Annotated in this window: 16 protein-coding genes and 1 pseudogene; 12 read left to right on the top strand and 5 right to left on the bottom strand. The window is 54.0% G+C overall.

What is annotated here, in order from left to right:
• Window positions 1–24: 24 nt before the first annotated feature.
• From M1D91_RS18745 to M1D91_RS18725, 5 genes and pseudogenes are all read right to left on the bottom strand, one after another.
• Entirely contained in the window at window positions 25–1065 is a 1041-nt protein-coding gene (locus M1D91_RS18745) for an NADP(H)-dependent aldo-keto reductase (RefSeq protein ID WP_437433693.1), read from the bottom strand.
• Between the two features lie 130 nt (window positions 1066–1195).
• Window positions 1196–1414 carry a YgdI/YgdR family lipoprotein gene (locus tag M1D91_RS18740; RefSeq protein ID WP_437433692.1) on the bottom strand — a complete coding sequence of 73 codons (219 nt, stop codon included), beginning with the start codon at window positions 1412–1414 and terminating at the stop codon, window positions 1196–1198.
• A 135-nt stretch (window positions 1415–1549) separates the two neighbouring features.
• Complete coding sequence (locus M1D91_RS18735) at window positions 1550–2263, bottom strand: TerC family protein (RefSeq protein ID WP_437433691.1); 714 nt, start codon at window positions 2261–2263, stop codon at window positions 1550–1552.
• A 64-nt stretch (window positions 2264–2327) separates the two neighbouring features.
• Window positions 2328–3023 (bottom strand): DNA mismatch repair endonuclease MutH, encoded by a 696-nt coding sequence (gene mutH, locus M1D91_RS18730; RefSeq protein WP_437433690.1) that lies wholly within the window; start codon window positions 3021–3023, stop codon window positions 2328–2330.
• Window positions 3024–3174: 151 nt separating this feature from the next.
• Window positions 3175–3249 (bottom strand): annotated as a pseudogene (locus M1D91_RS18725) (hypothetical protein); the annotation flags it as partial.
• A gap of 452 nt (window positions 3250–3701) precedes the next feature.
• On the opposite strand from M1D91_RS18725, the gene rppH reads away from it, so the two are divergent.
• The 12 genes from rppH (at window position 3702) to recD (ending at window position 22124) form a co-directional block, all read left to right on the top strand.
• Window positions 3702–4232 (top strand): RNA pyrophosphohydrolase, encoded by a 531-nt coding sequence (rppH, locus tag M1D91_RS18720; RefSeq protein ID WP_437433689.1) that lies wholly within the window; start codon window positions 3702–3704, stop codon window positions 4230–4232.
• A gap of 12 nt (window positions 4233–4244) precedes the next feature.
• The gene (gene ptsP, locus M1D91_RS18715) at window positions 4245–6491 is read left to right on the top strand and encodes a phosphoenolpyruvate--protein phosphotransferase (protein WP_437433688.1); all 2247 of its coding nucleotides are present in this window, start codon (window positions 4245–4247) and stop codon (window positions 6489–6491) included.
• Window positions 6492–6729: 238 nt separating this feature from the next.
• On the top strand, window positions 6730–7605 hold the full coding sequence (lgt, locus tag M1D91_RS18710; protein ID WP_437433687.1) for a prolipoprotein diacylglyceryl transferase: 876 nt from the start codon (window positions 6730–6732) through the stop codon (window positions 7603–7605).
• A 6-nt stretch (window positions 7606–7611) separates the two neighbouring features.
• Window positions 7612–8406: a thymidylate synthase gene (thyA, locus tag M1D91_RS18705; RefSeq protein WP_437433686.1), complete on the top strand. Its 795-nt coding sequence runs from the start codon at window positions 7612–7614 to the stop codon at window positions 8404–8406.
• Between the two features lie 183 nt (window positions 8407–8589).
• Window positions 8590–9051 carry a prepilin peptidase-dependent protein gene (locus M1D91_RS18700; protein ID WP_437433685.1) on the top strand — a complete coding sequence of 154 codons (462 nt, stop codon included), beginning with the start codon at window positions 8590–8592 and terminating at the stop codon, window positions 9049–9051.
• Complete coding sequence (locus M1D91_RS18695) at window positions 9045–9608, top strand: prepilin peptidase-dependent protein (protein ID WP_437433684.1); 564 nt, start codon at window positions 9045–9047, stop codon at window positions 9606–9608. The genes M1D91_RS18700 and M1D91_RS18695 overlap by 7 nt, the downstream gene beginning before the upstream one ends.
• Entirely contained in the window at window positions 9605–10012 is a 408-nt protein-coding gene (locus tag M1D91_RS18690; protein WP_437433683.1) for a DUF2509 family protein, read from the top strand. The genes M1D91_RS18695 and M1D91_RS18690 overlap by 4 nt, the downstream gene beginning before the upstream one ends.
• Complete coding sequence (locus M1D91_RS18685) at window positions 9997–10317, top strand: prepilin-type N-terminal cleavage/methylation domain-containing protein (RefSeq protein ID WP_437433682.1); 321 nt, start codon at window positions 9997–9999, stop codon at window positions 10315–10317. The genes M1D91_RS18690 and M1D91_RS18685 overlap by 16 nt, the downstream gene beginning before the upstream one ends.
• Window positions 10318–10329: 12 nt before the next feature.
• Window positions 10330–13701 carry an exodeoxyribonuclease V subunit gamma gene (gene recC, locus M1D91_RS18680; RefSeq protein WP_437433681.1) on the top strand — a complete coding sequence of 1124 codons (3372 nt, stop codon included), beginning with the start codon at window positions 10330–10332 and terminating at the stop codon, window positions 13699–13701.
• Window positions 13702–13852: 151 nt separating this feature from the next.
• Complete coding sequence (ptrA, locus tag M1D91_RS18675; protein ID WP_437433680.1) at window positions 13853–16744, top strand: pitrilysin; 2892 nt, start codon at window positions 13853–13855, stop codon at window positions 16742–16744.
• Window positions 16741–20286 carry an exodeoxyribonuclease V subunit beta gene (gene recB, locus M1D91_RS18670; RefSeq protein ID WP_437433679.1) on the top strand — a complete coding sequence of 1182 codons (3546 nt, stop codon included), beginning with the start codon at window positions 16741–16743 and terminating at the stop codon, window positions 20284–20286. Before ptrA ends, recB begins: the two co-directional genes overlap by 4 nt.
• The gene (gene recD, locus M1D91_RS18665; RefSeq protein WP_437433678.1) at window positions 20283–22124 is read left to right on the top strand and encodes an exodeoxyribonuclease V subunit alpha; all 1842 of its coding nucleotides are present in this window, start codon (window positions 20283–20285) and stop codon (window positions 22122–22124) included. The genes recB and recD overlap by 4 nt, the downstream gene beginning before the upstream one ends.
• The last annotated feature ends 82 nt before the right edge of the window (window positions 22125–22206 follow it).

Raw genomic sequence — 22206 nt, 5'->3', positions numbered from 1 at the left:
CGGGTAAACCCGGCCTTTTTCGTATTACGGTGCCGGGTAGGTATAAACCTGATGCACCGCTTCAATCTCAGTCAGCACCTCTTCGCTCAACTCCAGATGCAGACTCTCTACGTTGGTTTTCAGTTGCTCCATCGTCGTTGCACCTAACAGCGTGCTGGCGACGAACGGCTGGCGGCGTACGAACGCCAGTGCCATCTGCGATGGATCAAGGTTGTGGCGTTTAGCGATATCCACATACGCGGCAACGGCTTTTTGCGCTTGCTCACCGCTATAGCGGGTAAAGCGGCTGAACAAGGTATTACGCGCTCCCGCTGGTTTTGCGCCGTTTAAGTATTTACCGCTCAGGGTGCCGAAGGCGAGGCAGGAGTACGCCAGCAGCTCAACTCCTTCATATCGGGTCACTTCCGCCAGACCCACCTCATAGCTACGGTTGAGCAGACTGTAGGGATTCTGAATAGTGACGATTCGCGGCAGCTCATGTTTTTCTGCCAGTTGCAAATAACGCATAACCCCAAAGGCGGTTTCATTAGATACGCCGATGTAGCGGATCTTCCCTGCACGCTGGAATTCCGTCAGGGCTTCCAGCGTTTCCAGCAGGGTGATGACCGGTGCGGAGTCGGTCCATTTATAACCCAGGGTGCCAAAGCAGTTAGTGGCGCGTTGTGGCCAGTGCACCTGGTAGAGATCAAGATGATCGGTTTGCAGGCGCTTCAGGCTCTCTTCAAGCGCAACACGGATATTTTTACGATCGAGCGCCTGGTTTGGGCGGATACCGCTGTCGTTATTACGCGAGGGGCCACTGACTTTAGAGGCGAGTACCACCTTCTCGCGATTGCCGCGTTTTGCCAGCCAGTTGCCAACGTAGGTTTCAGTCAGCCCCTGTGTTTCAGGCCCGGGTGGAACGGGGTACATCTCCGCAACGTCAATCAGGTTAATGCCCTGGCTGATGGCGTAATCCAGCTGTGCGTGGGCGTCGGCTTCGCTATTCTGTTCACCAAACGTCATTGTGCCCAGCCCCAGGGTGCTTATCTCAAGCGAACTATGGGGAATACGGTGATAGTGCATAGCCAACTTCCTTACGTACTTTCAACGTCAGATGCCTGACAAAGGACTATAAACATGGCAGAGGGGAGAAAAAAGGGAAAGAGAAATTAGCAGGAAAGGTCAGCAGGTCACTGACCTTTAAAGGAATCTTTTAGCGCTCGAGGATCTGAGAAACATCATCGCGGTTAATCTGCATTTTATTACCTTGTTGATCGCGGTAGCTGACCAGCCCGGTATCATCATCAACTTGTGGTTTTCCTTCCGTCAGGATCATCCTGCCGTCTTTGGTCGCCATCACATAATCACTGCTACATCCTGACACTGCAAATGCTAAACCTACTGCTGAAATAAGCACTGCCCAGTTTTTCATTCTTCCATCCTCCTCTGACCTGTTTAATACAGTAGTGTAGTAATAACCTGATGTTACGGGACAAAAAAGCGGGAAAATCTTAAACCGGGAACAAAAGCAGAATAAGAAGCGCTTCCCCTGGGGGGAAGCGTTGAATTACAGTGGTTTTTTCTTGTTGCGCAACAAATTAAGACTTTCCACGGCGATAGAGAAAAACATCGCAAAGTAGATGTAGCCTTTTGGTACGTGAATCGACACGCTTTCCAGAATCAGGGTAAACCCGACCAGAATTAGGAAGGAGAGTGCCAGCATCTTAACGGAGGGGTGACGGTCAACGAATTCGCCAATTGGCCGTGCCGCAAACATCATCACGCCCACCGAAATTACCACTGCTGCCATCATAATAAACAGGTGATCGGACAGGCCAACCGCCGTAATGACAGAATCCAGACTGAAAATAATATCCAGCAGCATGATCTGCACGATTGCGCCGAGGAAGGAGTTCACGTTGGTTTTGAGACTCTCCTCTTCACCTTCGATCGTTTCATGAATCTCTTTACTGGCTTTCCAGATAAGGAAAACGCCGCCAAGGAAGAGAATCAGGTCACGGGCGGAGACGGCATGGCCGAACACATCAAACAGTGGGGTGGTGAGTTTGGTTATCCACGCAATGGAGGCCAGCAACAGTAACCGCATGATCATTGCAGCACCAAGCCCCAGCCGGCGGGCATAGTTGCGTTGTGCGGTAGGAAGTTTTGCGACAACCAGAGAGAGGAAAATAATGTTGTCGATCCCAAGCACTATTTCCAACAGCGTTAACGTGCCGAGGGCAAGCCAGGCGTTGGGATCGGTAATCCATGCAAATAACATCTATAAAAGTCCTGCCAAATGAAGAAGCGCTGATTATAAGCGTGAGGCGGGCAGAGGTAAAAAATTAATCCCCCTGAATAAAGAAATGCCGCGCCAGCAGGGCGCCGGTGAAATTCTTTTTCAGATAGAATCCACGGGGCAGCGTCATTATGCGCTCTCCCTTCGCGCCGACCGCCTCGGTAAGCGCTTTGCTGTTTGCGGCTTTTGGTCGAAGCTGCAAAACATCCCCGTGACGGGCGGTAATGCGTTCGACGTGACCGAGAACAATCAAATCCATCAGTTCTTCCCAGTCCAGGCGAAGCTGTCTCTCTTCTTCATCATCAGGGCTCCAGAGCAGGGGAGAGCCAACCCGCCGCTCGCCAACAGGGATGTCGCGCGATCCTTCGATAGGGATCCACAACACGCGATGTAACTTATGGCGCACGTGGCTGGTTTCCCAGCTCACGCCGGTGTTGCCCGTTAAGGGAGCGACGCAGACAAAGGTAGTTTCCAAAGGACGTCCTGCGCTATCCACAGGAATGGTTTTCAATTCAACGCCTAAATGGGCGAAATCCTGCTCCGGTTTGCTGCCCGCACTCGCGCCAAGCCATTGCTCCAGTAGGATGCCGGTCCAGCCTTTATCACGTTTAAGATCCCGGGGAACGGGCAGGCCAATGCGTGTGGCAAGTTCACCGAGCGTGTAACCGGCCAGAGACTGGGCCTGTAAAAAAAGCTGGGTTTCAGATTGCGGTGGGGATGTGAGTGGACAAAGTTCGGACATACTCAGACCTTGGTTAAAAAATGAACAGCATTTATACACCGTGTGAATTAAACGTCTGCATTTGGGAAAATGATAAAAAACTACCTGATTACTAAGTCATTTTTCTCTCGTGACCTCTCAGTTGCGCAACAAAGCATGAAGTTGTTCAAATCTGGTCACTGACAATGAACAGGATCTTACACCATGTTATCCACAGAAAAATGGGATAACTGGGTAAAACTCTCACTACTGGTTCGATCTACAGCCTTGACGCGCGACGAAATTCCAATTTTTGCGCAAAATGTGCCTAAGATAGTGGCATAATCTGTGGATAAAAACGACGTTGTTCGATCTTTCATCAGTCGAAGGATCGGTAAGGTGATGATCGTCACATTATGCAATGTAATCATCAAAAATTTAAATGTAACGCTATGAATGAAAGGCATTTATTTTGCAGCGATAATTCAGCTGTTTTCGGATAACTCTGGGTTTTCCCGTGGTAAACCTCGGGTTCTTCACAACTCTATCCACAGAAAACGTGAATAAAACCCGATCCGTCAGGGGGCGTCTGTTTATAACTATGGCGATAACTGTGAGTTATTCAATTGTTATCCGTTTGTTCCGCTGTAATTGAGTGGTTTACCGTTTTCCACGAGTGTGAAACAATCGTTTGATTCAGGTTTATTTTGAGGTAGTCCGGTGATTGATGACGATGGCTACCGCCCAAATGTGGGTATCGTAATCTGTAATCGGCAGGGCCAGGTTATGTGGGCCAGACGCTTCGGACAGCACTCATGGCAATTCCCCCAGGGGGGAATCAATCCTGGTGAATCTCCGGAGCAGGCAATGTACCGGGAACTGTTCGAGGAAGTGGGCTTAAATCGTAAAGATGTTCGAATCCTTGCTTCTACCCGTAACTGGTTGCGTTACAAGTTACCGAAACGTTTGGTGCGTTGGGACACAAAGCCGGTTTGTATCGGCCAGAAACAAAAGTGGTTTCTTTTGCAATTGGTCAGTAGTGATGCTGACGTTAATATGCAAACCAGTAGTACCCCTGAGTTTGATGGCTGGCGATGGGTAAGTTACTGGTATCCTGTTCGTCAGGTGGTGTCGTTTAAGCGCGATGTCTACCGACGGGTGATGAAAGAATTTGCAGGCGCAGTGATGTCGCTTCAGGAAACACCACCTAAGCCGCAAAATGCTCCTGCCTGGCGACGTAAAAGAGGTTAAGCCACGCACATTATGCTCACCCGACTGCGAGAGATCGTTGAGAAAGTCGCCAGCGCACCGCGTTTAAACGAAGCGCTGGAAATTCTGGTCACAGATATTTGTCATGCGATGGACACCGAGGTGTGTTCTGTTTACCTCGCTGACCATGACAGACGCTGTTATTACCTGATGGCAACGCGCGGTTTAAAAAAGCCGCGCGGGCGCACGGTCACACTCGCATTCGATCAGGGTATTGTCGGTCTGGTTGGCAGGCTCGCTGAGCCTATCAACCTGGCTGATGCGCAAAAGCATCCCAGTTTTAAATTCATCCCCGCCGTAAAAGAAGAGCGCTTTCGCGCGTTTCTTGGGGTGCCTATCATTCAGCGTCGCCAGCTGCTTGGCGTGTTGGTCGTCCAGCAGCGTGAGCTGCGTCAGTTCGACGAAAGTGAAGAGTCTTTTCTTGTTACGCTCGCCACGCAAATGGCGGCAATCCTTTCGCAGTCCCAGTTAAACGCCCTGTTTGGTCAGTATCGTCAGACGCGAATTCGTGCGCTGCCGGCCTCGTCGGGTGTTGCGATTGCACAAGGGTGGATGGATGAAACCCTGCCACTGATGGAGCAGGTTTACGAAGCGTCGACGCTCAATACGACGCTGGAACGTGAACGACTGACCAGCGCCCTGGAAGAGGCGGCGAGTGAATTTCGTCGCTACAGCAAACGTTTTTCCGCGGGGGCGCAAAAAGAGACTGCCGCCATCTTCGATCTTTATTCGCATCTGCTGTCCGATGCACGTCTGCGTCGCGAACTCTTTGCCGAAGTCGATAAAGGCCTGGTGGCAGAATGGGCGGTGAAGACCGTGATTGAGAAGTTTGCCGAACAGTTTGCCTCCCTCAGCGATGGCTACCTGAAAGAACGTTCCGGTGACTTACGCACGCTGGGCCAGCGCCTGCTCTTCCATCTTGATGACAACATTCAGAGCCCAAATACCTGGCCTGAGCGTTTTGTGCTGGTGGCAGATGAACTGTCGGCCACCACGCTGGCAGAATTACCGCACGACAGGCTTGCAGGTGTCGTGGTACGCGACGGTGCGGCCAACTCACACGCAGCCATTATGGTGCGTGCGCTGGGCATTCCAACGGTCATGGGTGCGGATATCCAGCCCTCGGTCCTTCATCGCAGAACGCTGGTGGTGGACGGTTATCGGGGGGAGTTACTTGTCGATCCTGAACCCGTCCTGCTGCAGGAATACCAGCGTCTCATTACCGAAGAGAATGAGTTAACCCGGCTGGCAGAAGATGATGTAAATCGTGCCGCCCACCTGAAAAGCGGCGAACGCATTAAGGTGATGCTTAATGCGGGGTTGAGCCCTGAGCATGAGGAAAAACTTGGCAGCCGCGTTGACGGCATTGGACTTTACCGCACCGAAATCCCTTTTATGTTGCAAAGCGGCTTCCCCTCTGAAGAGGAGCAGGTGGCGCAATATCAGGGCATGTTGCAGATGTTCAACGATAAATCCGTCACGTTGCGAACGCTGGATATTGGTGCGGATAAGCAGCTGCCTTACATGCCCATCAGCGAGGAAAACCCGTGTCTTGGCTGGCGTGGCATCCGTATTACGCTCGATCAACCGGAGATCTTTCTCGTCCAGGTTCGTGCCATGCTGCGCGCTAATGCTGCCAGCGGCAATCTCAGCATCTTATTGCCGATGATTACCAATATTGACGAGGTGGATGAGGCGCGACGGTTAATAGAACGGGCCGGCCGCGAAGTGGAAGAGATGATAGGCTATGCGATCCCGAAACCGCGGATCGGTGTGATGCTCGAAGTCCCTTCGATGGTCTTTATGATTTCGCATCTGGTGAATCGGGTCGATTTTATCTCAATTGGCACCAACGACCTTACCCAGTACATTCTGGCGGTGGATCGCAATAATACCCACGTAGCAAATATGTACGACAGCCTGAACCCGGCGGTTTTGCGCGCGCTGGCCATGATTGCCAAAGAGACGGACCGCCTTGGCATTGAGCTTTGCTTATGCGGTGAGATGGCCGGCGACCCGATGTGTGTCGCGATCCTGATTGGGCTTGGCTTTAATCATCTGTCGATGAATGGTCGCTCGGTGGCGCGTATTAAATACCTGCTGCGCCGCATTGACTTCACTGAAGCGCAGACGCTGGCTAACCGTGCGCTTGACGCACAACTGGCCACCGAAGTTCGTCACCAGATTGCTGCGTTTATGGAGCGGCGGGGTCTGGGTGGGCTGATTCGCGGTGGGCTGTAGGCGATACCCCCCCGGCAACGGTGCGAAACGCCATCGTCGATTCTGAACCCTCCCGATTGCAGGCATCCAAGATACCTGTGGTGTAACGGATTATCGGTATACATATCTTTTACAACTTCGCCGCATCCTGCCTGCAAGCAATATGCTATTATTCGCGACTTTGGAGCGTCCCCTATCCTGGACGCGTATCTATACCGCTGTCCACTTTCGGCGGAATAACAACAAGTTGTGGTGACAGATGAATAGTGGCTATCTGCGTTTCCCGGACTTTGACCCGGTGATTTTCTCCCTTGGACCCGTTTCGCTACACTGGTACGGCATGATGTACCTGGTTGGGTTTATTTTTGCCATGTGGCTTGCCACCCGTCGCGCAGGTCGCCCTGACAGTGGCTGGACCAAAAATGAAGTAGAGAATCTGCTCTATGCCGGTTTCCTCGGGGTCTTCCTCGGCGGACGTATCGGCTACGTTCTGTTCTACAATTTCCCAGTCTTCCTGAGCGATCCGCTCTATCTGTTCCGTGTATGGGACGGTGGCATGTCATTCCATGGCGGCCTGCTCGGCGTGATTGTAGTGATGCTGGTCTTCGCTAAACGCACGAAACGTCACTTCTTCCAGGTGGCTGATTTCATCGCCCCATTAATTCCGTTTGGTCTGGGTGCCGGTCGTTTAGGCAACTTTATCAATGGCGAGCTGTGGGGACGCGTGGATCCTAATTTCCCGCTGGCGATGCTCTTCCCGGGCTCACGCGCTGAAGATATGGCTTTGCTGCCTTCTCACCCTGAGTGGCAGTCGATTTTCGATACCTACGGCGTACTGCCGCGCCATATGTCTCAGTTGTACGAGCTGGCGCTGGAAGGGGTTGTGCTGTTTATCATCCTCAATCTCTACATTCGCAAACCACGTCCTATGGGCGCGGTGTCGGGCCTGTTCCTGATCGGTTATGGCGCGTTTCGTATCATCGTTGAATTCTTCCGCCAGCCGGATGCGCAGTTTACTGGCACCTGGGTGCAGTACATCAGTATGGGTCAAATTCTGTCCATCCCGATGATCGTCGCGGGCATTGCCATGATGGTCTGGGCGTATCGTCGTCGTGCGCCGCAACACGTTTCCTGAGGAACCATGAAACAGTATTTAGAACTGATGCAAAAGGTGCTCGATGAGGGCACCCCGAAAAACGACCGTACAGGGACCGGCACGATCTCTATTTTTGGTCATCAGATGCGTTTTAACCTGCAGGATGGCTTTCCGCTGGTGACAACCAAGCGCTGCCATTTACGCTCAATTATTCATGAGCTGTTGTGGTTTTTGCAGGGCGACACCAACACGGCGTACCTGAAAGAGAACAAGGTCACCATCTGGGACGAATGGGCTGACGAACACGGTGATCTGGGTCCGGTCTATGGCAAACAGTGGCGCGCCTGGCCTACGCCTGATGGCCGTCATATCGACCAGATAAGCACGGTTATCAATCAGATCAAAAATGACCCGGACTCTCGCCGGATTATTGTTTCAGCCTGGAACGTCGGTGAACTGGATAAAATGGCCCTTGCCCCGTGCCACGCCTTCTTCCAGTTCTATGTTGCAGATGGAAAACTTTCCTGCCAGCTCTACCAGCGCTCCTGTGACGTATTCCTCGGTCTGCCTTTCAACATTGCCAGCTACGCGTTGCTGGTGCATATGATGGCGCAGCAGTGCGATCTGGACGTTGGGGATTTTGTCTGGACAGGTGGCGATACCCACTTGTACAGCAATCACCTTGAACAAACGCATCTGCAGTTAAGTCGTGAACCACGTGCCCTGCCGACGTTGGTTATCAAACGTAAACCTGATTCGTTGTTCGACTATCGTTTTGAAGATTTCGAAATAGAAGGTTACGATCCGCATCCTGCCATCAAGGCTCCGGTAGCTATCTGACCCGGTGAGCATCTCATAACCGGTACCTTCGGGTGCCGGTTTTTTTTTATCTGTTTCTCCTTTTCCGACCCGCTTTCCGGCTGCGTTGCAACGCCCTGCAAAACCGTCACCCATCTCCGGCGCGTCTCGTAAATTCCACAAACTCTGCTCGAAAATAAATATCGCTGGCGGCAGAGTGCGGACATGAAACGAGAATGCGGATTTACCCTAATAGAAACAATGGTGGCGGTCGCGTTGATCGCCATTCTCAGTGGGGCGGGGCTCTCTGGCTGGCGTTACTGGCAGGCGCAGCAGCGGCTATGGCAAACCGCGGTTCAGGTGCGGCAGTTTCTGGAAATGTTGCGTGATGATGCGAACTGGCACTCGCGTGAGCAGTTGCTCGCGGCGTCACGCGATGGCGCAAGCTGGTGTTTGCATACCCATTTAACGGCACAGTGTCAGGCGGGTTCACGCTATACCTTACGCCCGGCCTGGCCTGAGGTTGCATTGGTAGAGATAACACCATCGTTAGGATTTTATGGTTTACGCAACACGGCATGGGGTGGGCATATCCGCATTAAAAACGGGGCAGGGGAGTGGCGCATAGTGGTTTCAGGGTGGGGGAGAATCAGGATGTGTCAGTCATCATCGGAAGACGTATGTTAGCGAAACAAAACGGCTTTTCGTTACTGGAGACGCTACTGGCAATGGCGATCGGCAGTGTCTTATTACTCGCAGCGGCCCGTTTCCTGCCTGCAGTGCAGCTTGGGGTCTTGCAACAAACCCGTGCTCAAATGCTGGAAGATGAACTCTGGCAACGTATTTATACCGTAGCGCGGCATCTTCAGCGTGCCGGGTACTGTAACGGCAGCTGTGCAGGCCAGCCGGTAATAATAGGGCGCTCAGGAGAATGTGTGATAGTGCAATGGGATGCAAACAGTAACGGACGCTGGGAAACCACGCCAGCAAGTGATGCCGATCAAACAGGGTTTCGCCTGCAAAGCGGCGTACTGGAAACGCTTCGGGGGGCAACGTCCTGCGAGGGTAAAGGCTGGGACAAAATGACCGATCCGGCAGTGGTAACCATCGACGGTTTCTTTATCAGAAGGCAGCAAGTACCCGGTTTTCACCCCGTATTCAGTCTCAGTCTGAGTGGAAGGGTTAAGGGACAGGCCACACGCGTAGTTAACGCGACTTTTAGCGTGACGGGTTTTAACTTATGAACCGCCAGCGAGGAATGTCCTCACTTGCACTGGTGCTGCTCATTTTACTTCTTGGCAGCCTGCTGCTGAATGGCTTGAATCAGCAGCGTGTCACCCATATTCAGCGTGTCACCACTGAGAGTTTAAGCCTGCAGCACTATGCCAGTGTGCAGTCTGCGCTGGAGTGGGGACGGATGCAGCAGTGGGATGCGAAACCCGCAGTACAATGCCTGGAACAGCGAGGCACCTCCCTGCGGGTTTGCCTGCGTATCCTTGAGGAAAATCGTGTCTTATTGATAGCAGGTAGCGCTGAGCAGCGATTGTGGCGAGGGGGGCGCATTGAAAAAAACAAGGTGCTGTTTTCCGCTCATGGCTGGAGCGATTTCTGCCCCCTTAAAGAGACTGCCTTATGCGAACTGCCATGAAAGAAAAGGGGTTCAGCCTGCCTGAAGTCCTGATAGCTATGGTGTTACTGGTCATGATCGTTACCGCCCTTAGCGGCTTTCAACGAACTCTGGCTTCGGACTTTGCGCTCTGGAGTCAATACCGCACGTTATGGCGTTACGCATGGCTACAAACGCAAGCGGAAACCCAGGTTTTGCCGCCGGGATGGCAGGTGCAGCGGTTGCAGACAAGCGACGCAGGATGTGTCAGCATCAACGCCATTATTGTTTCGCCGTCAGGCAGAAAAGGGCAGATGACCAGACTGCATTGCCCGTCCGGTCAGTAGTCAGGAGTACGTATGCTAAGGGTTTATCACTCCAACCATTTGGATGTGCTGGAAGCACTGATGGAGTACATCGTTGAAAATGACAGGCTGGACGATCCTTTTGAACCAGAGGTCATCCTTGTGCAGAGCACCGGTATGGCGCAATGGCTACAAATGACGCTGGCAAAAAAATTCGGTATTGCCGCCAATATCGAATTTCCTCTCCCGGCCAGTTTTATCTGGGATATGTTTGTGCGCGTTTTACCTGACATCCCAAAAGAGAGTGCGTTCACCAAGCAGAGCATGAGCTGGAAGCTCATGTCGCTGCTGCCGGGAATGCTGGAGGGCGAGGACTTTGCCATGCTGCGCCACTATCTCAACGATGATGATGATAAACGTAAGCTTTTTCAGCTCTCCTCCCGCGTAGCCGATCTCTTTGACCAGTATCTTGTCTATCGCCCGCACTGGCTGACACGCTGGGAGTCGGGTGAACTTATCGACGGACTCAATGAGGCACAGCGCTGGCAGGCCCCTCTGTGGCGTGCACTGGTTGAGCACACGGCGGCCCTGGGGCAGCCACACTGGCATCGTGCAAACTTGTATCAGCGTTTTATTCATAAACTCGAAACCGCTAAAGCGCGGCCAGCCGGCCTCCCTTCACGGGTTTTTATCTGCGGTATTTCGGCGCTTCCGCCGGTCTATTTGCAGGCTCTCCAGGCGCTGGGAAAACATGTCGATGTGCATGTGCTCTTTACGAATCCCTGCCGGGAATACTGGGGAGATATTAAAGATCCGGCCTTCCTGGCAAAATTAATGACCCGCCACCGCCAGCGTTTGGGAGAACAGAGGCGCTTACCGCTGTTTCGTCATTCCGAGGCAACGGCTGGCTTGTTCAACAGTGAGGGCGAACAACATCTTCCTAACCCTTTGCTTGCATCCTGGGGAAAGCTAGGCCGTGACTATGTCTATCTGCTTGCAGGTCTGGAGGAGTTTGAAGAGTTTGATGCTTTTGTTGAGACAACGCCTGGCCTGCTGCTGCGCAACCTGCAACACGACATGCTGGAGCTTAAAAACAGTGCGGTAGCGGGAGTGGATGCCCAGGAGTTTGCGCGTAGTGACAAAAAGCGCAGGTTGGATCCTGACGATCGCAGTGTGACCGTGCATGTTTGCCATAGCCCTCAGCGTGAAGTGGAGGTGTTACATGATCGTCTGCTCGCGATGCTGGAAGAAGATCCGCAGCTGACTCCGCGCGATATCGTGGTGATGGTCGCCGACATCGACAGTTACAGCCCTTACATTCAGGCCGTATTTGGCAGCGCGACGGGCGAGCGTTATCTGCCTTACGCCATTTCTGACCGCCGGGCTCGTCAGGCTCATCCTGCTCTGGAAGCATTCATCAACCTACTTTCTTTGCCTGACAGCCGGTTTGTGTCGGAGGATGTGCTGGCGTTGCTTGATGTGCCTGTCCTGGCGGCGCGCTTTAATATCACTGAAGAGGGACTGGGTTATCTCCGTCAGTGGGTTAATGAGTCCGGCATTCGTTGGGGCATAGATGATGACAACGTGCGTGAATTCGAGCTGCCGCCGACCGGGCAACACACCTGGCAGTTTGGTCTGACTCGAATGCTGCTGGGTTATGCTATGGAAAGTCGGCAGGGAGAGTGGCAGTCCATCCTTCCCTACGATGAATCCAGCGGACTCATCGCCGAACTGGTAGGGCACCTTGCGTCACTGTTAATGCAGTTGAAGACATGGCGCCTGGGGCTTGCTCAGGAGCGTCCTCTTGAAGAGTGGCTACCGGTATGCCGTGAAATGCTCAACGACTTTTTCCTGCCCGATCAGGAGACCGAAGCGGCGCTGGCACTCATCGAACAACAGTGGCAGGCCATCATTGCCCAGGGTGTTGAAGCCTCGTACGGCGAAGAGATCCCTCTCTCCGTATTGCGTGATGAGCTGGCCCAGCGGCTGGATCAGGAACGTATCAGTCAGCGTTTTCTGGCCGGGCCGGTAAATATATGTACCCTGATGCCAATGCGATCCATTCCTTTTAAAGTGGTTTGTCTGCTGGGGATGAATGATGGCATTTACCCGAGAGCACTGGCTCCATTGGGCTTTGATCTTATGAGCCACCAGGCGCAGCGGGGCGATCGTAGCCGTCGGGATGATGACCGCTATCTCTTTCTTGAGGCGCTGTTGTCGGCGCAACAAACGCTCTATATCAGTTTTATTGGCCGGTCGATTCAGGATAATGCCGAGCGTTTTCCTTCCGTGCTGGTACAAGAGCTACTTGATTACATTGGTCAAAGTCATCACCTGCCCGGCGATGAAGTGCTCAACTGCGACGAGAGCGAAAAGCGTGTCAAAGCGCATATCTGTCATTTGCATCCCCGTATGCCTTTTGACGCCGCAAACTTCCAGGCAGGGGAGTGGCAAAGCTATGCGCGTGACTGGTTGCCCGCTGCGAGCCAGTCCGGTGAGCCACATCCGGAATTTATACAGCAGCTCAGCCCGGTCCCGATAGACACGCTCAACTTTGATCAGCTTTTACGGTTTTGGGGCCACCCGGTACGCGCATTCTTTCAGATGCGTCTGCGGGTCAGTTTCCGTTCGGAAGAGAGTGACATCCCCGACGCTGAACCCTTTATTCTCGATGGACTAAGCCGCTATCAGCTCAACCAGGAATTACTGAACGCACTGGTAGAAGAACAGGACGCAGAGAAACTGTTTCGCCGCTATCGGGCGGCCGGGGCGCTCCCTTATGGCGCCTTTGGCGAAATACTCTGGGAGACGCAGCAGGATGAAATGCAGGAGCTGGCCGACCGTGTGATAGCACAGCGCCAGCCGGGAACCACGATGGAAATTGATTTGCACTGCGGCGGGGTCCATCTGACCGGATGGTTACCGCATGTGCAGCCCGATGGGCTGCTGCGCTGGCGACCTTCAATGCCGAGTGTGACGCAGGGGCTGCAACTTTGGCTGGAACATCTTGTCTACTGTGCCAGCGGTGGTGCTGGCGAGAGCCGTATCCTGGTGCGCAAAAATGGTCAGTGGCGCTTCCCCGTACTGGCGCCTGAAGTCGCATCAGAGCATCTGGCGTTAATGATTGACGGTTACCGCGAAGGGATGGCAAAACCGCTGTTGCTGCTACCAGAAAGTGGTGGAGCCTGGATAAAAGCCTGTTATGACGCAGCAAATGATGCCATGTTAAGGGACGAAGCAACGCTACAGAAAGCGCAAAGCAAATTTTTGCAGGCCTTCGAAGGTAATATGGTCGCGCGAGGGGAGGGTGAGGATGTCTGGTATCAACGTTTGTGGCGAACCCTGACACCGGAACATTTCGTGCAAATCACTGAGCTTTCGCAGCGCTATCTGCTGCCGATTTACCGTTTCAATCAGCCGGATTGACGGTCTTAAAACCGCAGATCAGCTTCCGGATTATGCGCATTGGGTCACGGACTGATTTACCCAGCGGTTGGCGGTTTAGCCAACACAGGTTTCACCCCGCGATTTTCATGGTCAGGAAAATCAACGGGATAGTTAATGATGAGGTTCGTGAATGCCCCGCAGCACCTGGTTAAATGCATTTGTTGTAATTTTTGCCCTCTGGGCGTCATACAGTCAGGCAGATAAAGGCTGGCAGCCTGTTCAGGAAACTATCCGCAAGAGCGATAAAGATACGCGCCAGTACCAGGCCGTGCGGCTGGATAACGGCATGGTTGTGCTGCTGGTATCCGATCCGCAAGCGGTAAAATCGCTCTGTGCGATGGTGGTGCCTGTAGGTTCTCTTCAGGATCCGGATTCTCACCAGGGGCTTGCTCATTATCTGGAGCACATGACCCTGATGGGCTCAAAAAAATACCCCTCCCCGGACAGCCTGGCGGAATACCTCAAGCTTCACGGCGGTAGCCATAATGCCAGTACGGCGCCCTATCGCACCGCCTATTACCTTGAAGTGGAAAACAATGCCCTTGAAGGGGCGGTCGATCGTCTCGCTGATGCAATTGCTGAACCGCTGCTGCAAAAAAAATATGCCGATCGTGAACGTAATGCGGTGAATGCCGAACTGACGATGGCCCGCACGCGTGACGGCATGCGTATGGCGCAAGTCAGCGCGGAGACCATTAATCCGGCACACCCGGGGTCGAAATTCTCGGGCGGCAATCTGGAAACCCTCAGCGATAAGCCAGGCAACCCGGTGCATGACGCCTTGCTCGCCTTTCGCGATAAATATTACTCCGCCAACCTGATGAAGGCGGTCATTTACAGTAATCGCCCGCTACCTGAACTGGCAAAAATTGCCGCTAAAACCTGGGGGCGCGTTCCTGATAAGCACATCACGCGCCCTGAGATTGATGTGCCGGTGGTGACCGATGCGCAAAAAGGCGTCATCATTCACTACGTCCCCGCAGTCCCTCGCAAAGTGGTGCGTGTGGAGTTCCGTATTGATAACAATACCGCACAGTTTCGCAGTAAAACGGATGAACTTATCACCTATCTTGTGGGCAATCGCAGCCCAGGTACGCTCTCTGACTGGCTGCAAAAACAGGGGCTGGCTGAAGGGATAAGAGGCGACTCCGACCCTGTCGTCAATGGTAACAGTGGCGTGCTGGCCATCTCGGTCACGTTGACGGATAAAGGGCTGGCTAACCGTGATACGGTTGTCGCCGCGATTTTCAGCTATCTCACTATGCTGCGTGATAAAGGCGTCGACAAACGGTACTTTGATGAGCTGGCGCACATCCTGGATCTGGATTTCCGCTACCCTTCTATCACCCGCGATATGGGCTATGTCGAATGGCTGGCGGATACCATGATTCGCGTACCGGTCGCCCATACTCTGGATTCGGTTAATATTGCCGATCGGTATGACCCGAAAGCTATTCAGGCCCGTCTTGATGAGATGACGCCAGAAAATGCGCGAATCTGGTATATCAGCCCTGACGAACCGCACAACAAAACAGCCTACTTCGTCAATGCGCCCTACCAGGTTGATAAAATCTCTGCGAAGACGTTTGCTGACTGGCAAAAGCAGGCCGATGCCATCACCCTGCAAACGCCTCAGCTCAACCCTTACATTCCTGATGATTTCACCCTCATCAAGCCTGAAAAAAATGATAAGCATCCGGCGCTTATTGTGGACGAACCGAATTTGCGTGTGGTTTATAGCCCAAGTCGTTTCTTTGCCAGCGAGCCGAAGGCAGATGTAAGCGTCGTTTTGCGTAATCCGCAGGCGATGGACAGCGCAAAAAACCAGGTAATGTTCGCCCTGAATGATTACCTTGCGGGCATTGCGCTGGATCAGTTAAGTAACCAGGCCGCCGTGGGAGGGATAAGCTTCTCTACCAATGCAAACAATGGCCTGATGCTTAATGCAAATGGTTATACCCAGCGGTTACCACAGCTTTTCCAGGCGTTACTCGACGGTTATTTCAGCTATACCCCTACCGCAGAGCAGCTTGAGCAGGCGAAGTCATGGTATGCACAAATGATGGATTCGGCTGAAAAAGGCAAAGCGTTCGATCAGGCAATCATGCCTGTTCAGATGCTCTCACAAGTGCCCTATTTCCAGCGTGAAGAGCGTCGGGCGCTGCTGCCGTCTATCAGCCTGAATGATGTGCTGAGCTACCGTGACGCTTTGAAGGCCAACGCGCGCCCGGAGTTCCTCGTGGTGGGGAATCTGACGGAACAGCAGGCAAAAGATCTCGCCCATCGCGTTCAGCAAAGTTTGGGGGCGAATGGCACTGAGTGGTGTCGCAATAAAGACGTGCTGGTGGACAAACAGCAGTCGGTCATCTTCGAAAAAGCGGGCAACAGCACGGACTCCGCGCTGGCCGCGATCTTTGTTCCAAAAGGGTACGATGAGTTTACAAGTACAGCGTACAGCGCAATGCTGGGGCAGATAGTCCAGCCGTGGTTCTACAACCAGCTGCGCACGGAAGAGCAACTGGGTTATGCGGTTTTTGCTTTCCCGATGAGCGTTGGTCGGCAGTGGGGGATGGGCTTCTTGCTACAAAGCAATGAAAAGCAGCCAGCCTACTTATGGGAACGTTATAAAGCCTTCTTCCCGACGGCTGAGGCGAAATTACGTAACCTGAAACCTGAAGAGTTTGCCCAGGTACAGCAGGGGGTAATCGCCCAGATTGAACAAGCGCCGCAGACCCTGGGTGAGGAAGCCTCGAAGCTCAGCAAAGATTTCGATCGCGGTAATATGCGCTTTGATTCACGTGATAAAGTAGTCGCTCAGATAAAACAGCTGACGCCGCAAAAACTTGCCGACTTTTTCCACCAGGCGGTGGTTGAGCCGCAGGGGATGGCTATCTTGTCTCAGATTTCAGGAAGCCAGAGCGGGAAAGCGGAGTACGTCCATCCTGATGGCTGGAAAGTATGGGAAAACGTCAGCTCGTTACAACAGTCCTTACCTTTAGTTCCTGATGAGCGAGAAAAATGAGTGAAACCGCTGAGCCACTGGATCCCCTGCGCCTGCCGCTAACCGGTGAGCGACTGATTGAAGCCTCTGCGGGCACCGGTAAAACCTTCACCATTGCCGCCCTTTATCTGCGGTTATTACTCGGCCTCGGCGGGGCATCTGCCTGGCCGAGGCCACTGAATGTTGAAGAACTTCTGGTGGTCACCTTTACCGAGGCGGCCACCGCTGAATTGCGCGGACGTATTCGTAGCAATATTCATGACTTACGCATCGCCTGCCTGCGAGGCGCGTCCGATAACCCGCTTTATGCAGGTCTGCTTGCAGAGATCGACGACACTTCGCAAGCCGCTGAGTTGCTTATGCTTGCTGAACGCCAGATGGACGAAGCCGCGGTCTTTACCATTCACGGTTTCTGCCAGCGTATGCTCAGCCTTAATGCCTTTGAATCAGGAATGTTGTTCGAACAGCAGCTGATTGAGGATGAGTCGCTTCTGCGTTATCAGGCGTGTGCAGACTTCTGGCGTCGCCACTGTTATCCGTTACCGCGCGATCTCGCTCAGGTTGTTCACGCCTCCTGGAAGGGACCGCATGAGCTATTAAAGGCTATCGATCGCTATTTACAGGGTGAAGCGCCGAAAATTAAATCCGCGCCACCTGACGATGAGACCCTGCAAAGTCGTCACCAGAAAATCCTTGAGCATATCAATAACGTTAAGCAGCTTTGGCTTGCCTCAGTGGCAGAACTGGACCCCCTTATTGAGGGCTCAGGCATTATGCGGCAGAAATTCAATCGGGCAAACCAGGCGCGGTGGATAGCAAAGATCAGCGCCTGGGCCGAAGAGGAGACGCTGAGTTACCAGTTGCCGGAGCCGCTGGAAAAGTTTGCGCAGTCGTTTCTGCGCGAACGCACAAAGCCAGGTACGGTTGCGCCTGAACACCCGGTGTTTGACGCTATCGAGGCACTGCTCGCCGCGCCATTGACCCTGAAAGATCTGATGCTAACCCGCGCCATGCGTGAAATCCGTGAGACGATTGCGCGGGAAAAACGCCGTCGTGGTCAGTTAGGTTTTGACGATATGCTGGGACGGCTGGACAGCGCATTGCAAAGCGCCAACGGCGATGCGCTGGCAACGGCGATTCGCACACGTTTTCCGGTCGCAATGATCGATGAGTTTCAGGATACGGACCCGCAGCAGTACCGTATTTTCCGGCGCATATGGCATAACCAGCCGGACGGTGCGCTTTTGCTGATTGGCGATCCTAAACAGGCTATTTATGCGTTTCGCGGCGCGGATATTTTTACCTATATGAAAGCGCGTGGAGAAGTCACGGCGCACTACACGCTGGATACAAACTGGCGTTCAGCGCCGGGCATGGTTGAGAGCGTAAACCGTATCTTCAGCCAGATTGATGACGCTTTTATGTTCCGGCAAATTCCTTTTCAGCCGGTGAAGTCGGCGGCCAGAAATCAGTCACTGCGCTTTGTGGTCAACGGCAAGCCTCATCCGGCGATGTCCATGTGGCTGATGGAGGGCGAAGGCGTCGGGGTTGCTGACTATCAGTCACTCATGGCTGGGCACTGTGCGGCGCAGATCCGTGACTGGCTGATTGCCGGCCAGGCAGGCGACGCGCAACTTCTTGACGGAGATAAATCGCGCCCGTTAAGGGCATCAGACATCACCGTATTAGTCCGTAGTCGCCATGAAGCCTCGCTTATACGCGATGCGCTGGGGCTGCTGAACATCCCCTCCGTATACCTCTCTAACCGCGACAGTGTTTTTGAAACGCCGGAAGCCCAGGAGATGTTATGGCTCCTGCAGGCGATACTGGCGCCCGAGCGTGAAAACACGCTGCGTAGCGCACTGGCAACCTCGATGCTGGGTCTGAGTGCGCTTGACATCGAGATGCTAAACAACGACGAAACGGCCTGGGATGCGGTGGTAGAAGAGTTTGCCCGATGGCGCGAGCTGTGGCAAAAGCGGGGCGTGATGCCGATGCTGCATGCACTGATGAGTGCACGCCATATCGCAGAAAACCTTCTGGCGACAGCGGGGGGAGAGCGTCGGTTGACTGACATTTTGCACCTCAGTGAGCTGTTACAGGAGGCCGGGACGCAGGCGGAAAGCGAACATGCGCTGGTGCGCTGGTTGGCGCAGCATATTGCAGAGCCGGATACCAACGCCGCCAGCGAGCAGTTGCGGCTGGAAAGCGATAAGCATCTGGTGAAAATCGTCACCATCCATAAATCGAAAGGTCTGGAGTATCCGGTGGTCTGGCTGCCGTTTATTGCCAATTTCCGCGTCCAGGATCAGGCCTTCTATCACGACAGGACCACTTACGCGTCGGTGCTTGACCTCAGCGGAGATGAAGAAAGCCTGGCGCTGGCTGAAACAGAACGGCTGGCGGAAGACCTGCGTCTGCTTTACGTTGCCTTAACCCGTTCGGTCTGGCACTGCAGCCTGGGTATTGCACCCTTGTTTCGCGGCCGGGGCGAAAAAACGGGCGACACTGATTTTCACCTAAGCGCACTGGGGCGTCTTATCCAGCGTGGTGAACCGATGGATGCCCGTAGACTTCACGCGGCGGTGGAGGCGCTTTGCAATGAGAATATCGAACTGCGGACGCCTGCCACGCCAGACAACCTCCGCTGGGAGACGCCGGAAAATGGGGCCTTAACCCTGCAGGCACGACAGGTGCAACGCGTCGTTGCTGATGACTGGCGCGTCACCAGTTACTCCGGGTTGCAGCAGCGCGCTCATGGCATTGCACAGGATCTTCTCCCGCGGCTGGATGTGGATGCTGCAGGTGAGCGTGAGTCGCTGGCTGAAACCGGGTTAACGGCGCATCAGTTTCCGCGCGGTGCCTCTCCGGGAACCTTTCTGCATGGGCTTTTTGAAGATCTCGATTTTACTCAGGCGATTTCAGCAGAATGGGTTAGCGAAAAGCTGCTGGCCGGCGGTTTCGAGGCCCACTGGCAGCCCGTCATCAGCGACTGGCTGGAGGCCGTTTTGCATGCGCCTCTGGGCGATACCGGACTGGCATTGTGCGAGCTCACCGCCAGAGACAAGCAGGTGGAGCTGGAGTTTTACGTCCCCATTGAACAGAACCTGCGCGCCGAGCGACTCGATGCGCTGATTCGGCATTACGATCCCCTGTCGGCGGGCTGTCCACCGCTGGACTTCCGCGAGGTGCGCGGCATGCTCAAAGGCTTTATCGACCTTGTGTTTCGCCACAACGGTCGCTATTACCTGCTGGACTACAAATCCAACTGGCTGGGAGACTCCAGCGAAGCATATACCCGCGAGGCGATGATCGCGGCAATGCAGTCGCACCGCTACGACCTGCAATATCAACTTTATACCCTTGCGCTGCACCGTTATCTTCGCCATCGCATTGAAAATTATGATTATGAGCACCATTTCGGCGGTGTTATCTATCTTTTCCTGCGCGGCGTTGAACCCGGTAAGCCGGGACAGGGCATTTTTACCACCCGTCCTGACGCGGCGCTGATCAACGAAATGGATGCGCTTTTTGCGGGTGAATGTCAGGAGGTGGCGTCATGACGTTACGAACATTGCTGCAAGAGGCAGTAGTACAGAAATTATTACGTCCGCTGGATGTGCAGTTTGCCTTTACGGTTGCGGGTAATGAGCAACCTGCCGTCATGGTGGCGGCGGCGCTGTTAAGCCGTGACGCGGGGGAAGGGCATGTCTGTTTGCCGCTGGAACGTCTGAGTCAGGAGAGTAGCGCAAGTCATTCATCCCCCGTTATGCAGGCGATTTTCGATCACCTTGGTCATCTGGATAACTGGCGTGATGTGCTACAGAAGTCCCCTGCCGTGGGCGAAGAGGAGGCCCTCGCGCCAATGATCCTTGCCGGAAACCGGCTCTATCTGAACCGCATGTGGTGTAACGAACAGCGGGTGGCGGAATTCTTTGCCCGGGTGAATCAGCCCTTGTCGGTGAATGAAGATCGCCTCAAGCAAGCGCTGGATGCTTTTTTGCCCGCCACGGACGCCATTAACTGGCAAAAAATCGCGGCGGCGGTTGCGCTTACCCGGCGTATTTCAGTGATTTCAGGTGGGCCGGGGACGGGTAAAACCACGACGGTTGCCAGGCTGCTGGCGGCCATGGTGCAGATGGCCGACGGCGAGCGCTGCCGAATCAAACTGGCGGCACCGACCGGTAAGGCGGCCGCGCGTCTGACAGAATCGCTCGGTAAAGCGTTACGCCAGTTACCGCTCTCAGAAGCACAAAAGGCCCTCTTGCCGGACGAAGCCAGTACCCTGCACCGGTTGCTGGGGGCTGTGCCCGGCAGTCAGCGCTTACGGCATCATGTCGGGAATCCCTTGCATCTGGACGTGCTGGTAGTGGACGAGGCCTCAATGATTGACCTGCCAATGATGTCGCGTCTGATTGATGCGCTGCCTGCCCATGCACGCGTCATTTTTCTCGGCGATCGCGACCAGCTTGCGTCGGTGGAAGCCGGGGCGGTACTGGGTGATATCTGCGCCTGGGTCAATGCAGGTTTTACTGCTGAACGTGCCGCAGAGCTCTCCCGCATAACGGGTTTTACGGTACCCAGCGGAGAGGGAACCGCCGCGCGTGCGCTACGCGACAGCCTCTGTTTGCTGCAACAAAGTTACCGGTTTGGCAGTGACTCCGGCATAGGGCAACTGGCTGGCGCCGTGAACCGCGGCGACAAGGCAGCCACGCATGCCGTGCTTAATCAGGCATTCGCTGACATTGAGCGTAAAGGGTTGCTGACTGCGCAAGAGTACCAGGTAATGATTGATGACGCGCTGACCGGCTATGATCGTTACCTCGTGTTACTGAGAAAGGACGTTAGTCCTCAGGAAATCCTCACTGCATTTGGTGAGTATCAACTGCTCTGTGCCCTGCGGGAGGGCCCCTTCGGTGTCAGTGGATTAAACGAACGCCTGGAGATGGCACTGGTGCGCCAGAGACGCATTTCCCGCCCGGCACATGGCTACTGGTATCACGGACGTCCGGTGATGATTACCCGCAATGATTCATCGCTGGGGCTCTTTAATGGTGATATTGGCATTGCTCTCAATCAGGGAGAGGGGCTTCGCGTCTGGTTCCCGATGCCCGATGGGACGATGAAGTCCGTGCAGCCGAGCCGTTTACCGGAACATGAGACCGCATGGGCGATGACGGTCCATAAATCACAAGGGTCGGAGTTCGATCATGCTGCTCTGATCCTGCCGGCGCAGTTTGTTCCGGTGCTCACACGGGAACTGGTCTATACCGCCATCACCCGTGCCAAAAAACGGCTCTCTCTGTATGCGGATGACCGCGTACTGGCGCAGGCTATCGCCACCCGTACGGAGCGGCGAAGCGGTCTTGATGCTCTTTTTCAGCTATCCCCGGAAACCTGAGATACTGCTTTTGATTCGGTCAGTATGTTAAGGCTCGAGAATTAACCCGCGTGAATTCAGCGGCTGCTTTTACAGGGCCGCT

The sequence above is a fragment of the Enterobacter sp. SA197 genome (assembly GCF_054131575.1).
The sequence above is the reverse complement of the archived record's forward strand: the minus strand, read 5'-3'. Positions and strand labels throughout refer to the sequence as shown.

Excerpts from the sequence above, each read along its gene's own strand:
- M1D91_RS18745 (WP_437433693.1), bottom strand. The coding sequence starts at position 1,065 with ATGCACTATCACCGTATTCCCCATAGTTCGCTTGAGATAAGCACCCTG.
- M1D91_RS18740 (WP_437433692.1), bottom strand. The coding sequence starts at position 1,414 with ATGAAAAACTGGGCAGTGCTTATTTCAGCAGTAGGTTTAGCATTTGCA.
- M1D91_RS18735 (WP_437433691.1), bottom strand. The coding sequence starts at position 2,263 with ATGTTATTTGCATGGATTACCGATCCCAACGCCTGGCTTGCCCTCGGC.
- mutH (WP_437433690.1), bottom strand. The coding sequence starts at position 3,023 with ATGTCCGAACTTTGTCCACTCACATCCCCACCGCAATCTGAAACCCAG.
- ptsP (WP_437433688.1), top strand. The coding sequence starts at position 4,245 with ATGCTCACCCGACTGCGAGAGATCGTTGAGAAAGTCGCCAGCGCACCG.
- lgt (WP_437433687.1), top strand. The coding sequence starts at position 6,730 with ATGAATAGTGGCTATCTGCGTTTCCCGGACTTTGACCCGGTGATTTTC.
- thyA (WP_437433686.1), top strand. The coding sequence starts at position 7,612 with ATGAAACAGTATTTAGAACTGATGCAAAAGGTGCTCGATGAGGGCACC.
- M1D91_RS18700 (WP_437433685.1), top strand. The coding sequence starts at position 8,590 with ATGAAACGAGAATGCGGATTTACCCTAATAGAAACAATGGTGGCGGTC.
- M1D91_RS18695 (WP_437433684.1), top strand. The coding sequence starts at position 9,045 with ATGTTAGCGAAACAAAACGGCTTTTCGTTACTGGAGACGCTACTGGCA.
- M1D91_RS18690 (WP_437433683.1), top strand. The coding sequence starts at position 9,605 with ATGAACCGCCAGCGAGGAATGTCCTCACTTGCACTGGTGCTGCTCATT.
- M1D91_RS18685 (WP_437433682.1), top strand. The coding sequence starts at position 9,997 with ATGCGAACTGCCATGAAAGAAAAGGGGTTCAGCCTGCCTGAAGTCCTG.
- recC (WP_437433681.1), top strand. The coding sequence starts at position 10,330 with ATGCTAAGGGTTTATCACTCCAACCATTTGGATGTGCTGGAAGCACTG.
- ptrA (WP_437433680.1), top strand. The coding sequence starts at position 13,853 with ATGCCCCGCAGCACCTGGTTAAATGCATTTGTTGTAATTTTTGCCCTC.
- recB (WP_437433679.1), top strand. The coding sequence starts at position 16,741 with ATGAGTGAAACCGCTGAGCCACTGGATCCCCTGCGCCTGCCGCTAACC.
- recD (WP_437433678.1), top strand. The coding sequence starts at position 20,283 with ATGACGTTACGAACATTGCTGCAAGAGGCAGTAGTACAGAAATTATTA.